Source organism: Streptomyces sp. NPDC016640, assembly GCF_043076215.1.
GTDB lineage: Bacteria > Actinomycetota > Actinomycetes > Streptomycetales > Streptomycetaceae > Streptomyces.
The window spans coordinates 1-5,232 of sequence record NZ_JBIBRG010000037.1; the positions used below are offsets into that span (position 1 = coordinate 1).

General features: G+C 74.9%; 1 protein-coding gene. It reads right to left on the bottom strand.

What is annotated here, in order from left to right; all coding sequences use genetic code 11:
* On the bottom strand, nt 1-5,232 hold a 5,232-nt coding region (locus ACF07S_RS33315), incomplete at both ends, for an SDR family NAD(P)-dependent oxidoreductase (protein WP_391975908.1).

The window sequence follows — 5,232 nt, forward strand, 5'->3', positions numbered from 1 at the left end:
CGCGCCACCTCGACCGGCGCCCCGCCCTCCGGGCTCGTGCCCGCGAGCAGCACCACGCGGTGCTCGAACACCGAACGCCCCGACGCCAGCGAGAAACCGACGTCCGGCGCGGACGCGGTGTCGGGGCCGAGGGAGGTGACCCGCTCCAGTTGGTCTTCCAGGGCCTCCTCGGACTTGGCCGACACCGGCCACGGCACGACCTCGGGAACGCGCCCGGGCTCCACGGCCGGCGTGACGGGCTCGGTCTCCGGGGCCTGCTCGATGATGGTGTGCGCGTTGGTGCCGCTGATGCCGAAGGACGACACACCGGCACGGCGCGGACGCCCGGTCTCCGGCCAGTCGACGGTCTCGGTGAGCAGGCGCACCTCGCCCTCGGTCCAGTCGACGTGGGTCGACGGCGCGTCGATGTGCAGGGACTTGGGCAGCAGGCCGTGGCGGAGCGCCATGACGGTCTTGATGACGCCGGCGACACCGGCGGCGGCCTGGGCGTGACCGATGTTCGACTTGATGGAGCCGAGCAGCAGCGGCCGGTCGGCGGGCCGGTCCTGGCCGTAGGTGGCGAGCAGGGCCTGTGCCTCGATCGGGTCGCCGAGGGTGGTGCCGGTGCCGTGCGCCTCGACGGCGTCCACGTCGGCGGGCGTGAGCCCGGCGCTCGCCAGGGCCTGGCGGATCACGCGCTGCTGGGACGGGCCGTTGGGGGCGGTCAGGCCGTTGGAGGCGCCGTCCTGGTTGACGGCGGAGCCGCGCAGCACGGCGAGCACCGGGTGGCCGTTGCGCCGGGCGTCGGAGAGGCGCTCGACGACGAGCATGCCGACGCCCTCGGACCAGCCGGTGCCGTTGGCGGCGTCGGCGAAGGCCTTGCAGCGGCCGTCGGGGGCGAGGCCGCCCTGCCGGGTGAATCCGGCGTAGCCCATGGCGGTCGACATCACGGTGACGCCGCCCGCGAGGGCGAGGCTGCACTCGCCGGAGCGCAGCGCGTGGGCCGCCCAGTGCAGGGCCACCAGGGAGGAGGAGCAGGCGGTGTCGATCGTGACCGCCGGGCCCTCCAGGCCGAAGGTGTAGGAGAGGCGGCCGGAGATGACGCTGGTGGCGAGGCCGGTCGGGGCGTGACCCTCGGCGTCCTCGCTGGAGTTCATGACGAGGGTGGTGTAGTCCTGGCCGCTGGTGCCGACGAAGACACCGGTCTGGCTGCCGCGCACGGTCGCCGGGTCGATGCCGGCGCGTTCGAACGCCTCCCAGGACGTCTCCAGGAGCAGGCGCTGCTGCGGGTCCATGGCGAGGGCCTCGCGCGGGGAGATCCCGAAGAAGCCGGCGTCGAAGTCGGCGACGTCGTAGAGGAATCCGCCCTCGGAGGTGGCGCTGCGGCCGTGGCCGTCGTGTCCGCCGCGCATGAGGGTGTCCAGGTCCCAGCCGCGGTCGGTCGGGAAGGCGGAGATGCCCTCGCGGCCCTCGACGACGAGCCGCCACAGTTCCTCGGGCGAGCTGACGCCGCCGGGCATCCGGCAGGCCATGCCGACGATGACCACGGGGTCGTCGGCCGTCGCGGGCAGGACGGTGCCGGTGGCCGCGGGCGTGCCGGCGGCCCGCTCCTCCTCGAGCAGCGAGGCCACCAGGTGTTCGGCGAGCACGGTGGGCGTCGGGTAGTCGAAGACGAGGGTCGCCGGGAGCCGCAGGCCGGTGACGGCGGTGAGGCGGTTGCGCAGTTCGACCGCGGTGAGCGAGTCGAAGCCGAGGTCGTGGAAGTCACGGTCGGCCTCGACGGCCTTGGGCGAGGAGTGGCCGAGCACGGCGGCGGCCTCGCCGCGCACCAGGTTGAGCAGGACGCGGACGCGTTCCTCCTCCCTCGTCTCCAGGAGCCGGCGGGTGAGGTCCTCGGCGATCCGGGCACCGCCGACGGCGGTGGCGGCCGCGCGCCGGGTGCTGCGCACCAGGTTGCGCAGCAGCGGGGGCACCTCACCGGGCATCCGGGTGCTGCCGGAGGCGCCGAGGGGCACGAGGTACGGCTCGTCGGAGACCGTGGCGGCGTCCCAGAGCGCGAGGCCCTGTTCGACGGTGAGGGGCGGCGCGCCCGAGGCGGCGATCCTCCGGGCACTGATGTCGGAGAGGGTGCCGGTCATGCCGCCGTCCTGGGCCCAGGCGCCCCAGGCCAGGGAGAGGGCGGGCAGGCCGGCGGCGGCACGCTGCTGGGCGAGGGCGTCCAGGAAGACGTTGGCCGCCGCGTAGTTGCCCTGACCGGCGCTGCCCATCACACCCGACACCGACGAGTACATGACGAACGCGGCGAGGTCCAGGTCCCGGGTCAGCTCATGGAGGTGCCAGGCGGCGTCGACCTTGGGCCGCAGCACGTCCGAGACCCGCTCCGCCGACAGGGAGGTCACCACGCCGTCGTCGAGGACGCCCGCCGTGTGCACGACCGCGGTCAGCGGGTGCGCGGCGGGGACGCCGGCGAGGAGCGCGGCGGTGGCGTCGCGGTCGGCGGTGTCGCAGGCCGCGACGGTCACCTCGGCGCCCAGCTCCCGCAGCTCGTCGGCGAGTTCGGCGGCGCCCGGCGCGTCCGGACCGCGCCGGCCGGCCAGCAGCAGGTGCCGCATTCCGGAGGCGGCGAGGTGCCGGGCGAGGTGTCCGCCGAGCGCGCCGGTGCCGCCGGTGATGAGGACGGTGCCGTCGGGGTTCCAGCGCCGCGGCATCGTCAGCACGATCTTGCCGACATGCCTGGCCTGACTCATGTACCGGAACGCCTCACGCGCCCGCCGCACGTCCCACACCGTCACCGGCAGGGGCCGCAGCGCACCCCCGGCGAACAGGCCCACCAGCTCCCGCAGCATCTCCTGCGTACGGTCCGGACCCGCCTCACCGAGGTCGAAGGCCCGGTAGACCACCCGCTCGATCGCCCGCGGATCGCGGATGTCGGTCTTGCCCATCTCCAGGAACCGGCCACCGTCGGCCGTCAGCCGCAGCGAGGCGTCCACGAACTCACCCGCGAGCGCGTTCAGCACGACATCCACGCCCCGGCCACCGGTCACCGCCCGGAACTTCTCCTCGAAGCCCAGGTCACGCGAGGACGCGATGTGGTCCTCGTCCAGACCCAGACCCCGCAGCGTGTCCCACTTGCCCTCACTCGCGGTCGCGAACACCTCCGCACCCAGATGCCGGGCCAGCTGCACCGCGGCCATACCCACACCACCCGCACCGGCATGCACCAGCACCGACTCCCCCGCCCGCAGACCCGCCAGTTCGGTCAGGCCGTAGTAGGCGGTCAGGAAGACCAGCGGCATGGAGGCCGCCTGCTCGTCCGTCCATCCGTCGGGGACCGGGACCAGGAACCGCTCGTCGATCAGGACGTCGGTGCCCAGGCCGCCGGGCACCATGCCCGTCACCCGGTCGCCGGCCCGCAGTCCGGTGACCTCGGGGCCGGTCCCGGCGACGACACCGACCGCCTCGGCGCCGAGGAGCCCGGCCTCACCCGGGTACATGCCGAGGGCGTTGAGCACGTCGCGGAAGTTCAGCCCGGCCGCCCGCACTTCGAGGCGCACCTGCCGGCCCTCCGGTGCCTGCAGCACCTCGGGGCAGGCGGTGAGGGTGAGGGCGTCCAGGTTGCCCTTGGCGGTGCTGTCCAGCCGCCAGGGGCCGTGGGCCGGGGGCAGCAGTCCGGCAGCGGTGACCGCCCGGTCGAGGCGGCCGACGAGGACGTCCCCGTCCCGTACGACGAACTGGGCGTCGCCGCCCGCCAGGAGTCCCGGCAGCAGCGGCAGCAGGGTCTCGACGCGGCTGTCCGCGTCGAGGTCGACGAGGGCGAAGCGGGTGGGGTTCTCGGCGTGCGCGGCGCGCAGCAGACCCCAGACGGCCGCGGCCGCCAGGTCCTCGACCCGGTCGCCGTGCCCGGAGCGCATCGCGCCCCGCGTGACGAACACCAGCCGGGCCGTCTCGAAGCGGTCCTGCCGCAGCCACTCCTGCACCAGGTCCAGGGCGTGCGCGAGAAGCGTGTGCGTGGCCTGCGGTACGTCGTCGCCGTGGCCGTCGCCGGACACGGGGACGCACACCAGGGTCTCGGAGCCCGTGAGGCCGTCCAGGACGGCCGCGGCGGCGTCGGTGCCGAGCGCGGGCAGGGTGGCGTGGCGGACCGACGGATCGGCGGCGGTCTCGGGGGCGGCGGTCCAGTCCAGGCGGAGCAGCGAGTCGAGTTCGGTACGGCGGGCGGCGGGCGCCTGCACCCCGGCGGGAACCCGCAGCACCAGCGACTCGGCCGACAGGACGGGCGCGCCCTCGACGTCCACGGCGGCGATCGAGACCGAGTCCTCACCCGTGCGGGCGACCCGGAAGCGGACCACGGAGGCGCCGCCCGCGTGCAGCGACACCCCTCCCCACAGGAACGGCAGCAGCTTGTGCTCGTCGTCCAGGCCGGCGAAGCCCACGGACTGCACGGCCGCGTCCAGCAGCGCCGGGTGCATGCCGTAGTAGCCGGCGTCGTCCGCCTCCGCCGGGAGCGCGGCCTCGACGAACGCCTCGTCGCCGCGCTTCCACACGGCGCGGATGGTGCGGAAGACGGGACCGTACTCGGTGCGGTCGTAGAAGCCTTCCAGGTCGGCGGCGACCGCGTTCTGCGGGGGCCAGACGCTCGCGTCGAAGTCGGCGGTCCGCGCGTCCGTGCCGAGCACGCCGGCCGCGTGCTCCGTCCAGGTCGCCTCCGGTGCGTCGGCGGCCCGCGAGTACAGGCTCACCTTGCGTGCGCCGGACTCGTCGGGCGCCCCGACCCACACCTGGACGACGACGGCACCGTCGCCGGGCAGCAGCAGCGGCGTGGCGAGGGTGAACTCCTCGACGCACTCGCAGCCGACCTCGTCGCCGGCGCGCACGGCCAGTTCGAGGAAGCCGGTGGCCGGGAAGAGGACCATGCCGCCGCCGACGGTGTGGTCCGCCAGCCAGGGGTGCGTGGTGAGCGACAGACGCCCGGTGAACAGCACGCCCTCGGAGGTGGCGAGCGCCGTTGCGGCGCCCAGCAGCGGGTGCTCGGCGGGGCGGAGCCCGGCGCCCGTGACATCACCGGTGTGGGCCGCCGGGCGGGGCCAGTACCGCTCGTGGTGGAAGGCGTACGTCGGCAGCGCCACCCGGCACGCACCGGTCCCCTCGAAGCACGGCGCCCAGTCGATGTCCACGCCGGTGACGTGGAGCCGGGCCAGCGCGGTGAGCAGCGCGGTCTCCTCGGGCCGGTCCTTGCGCAGCACCGGCACCGAC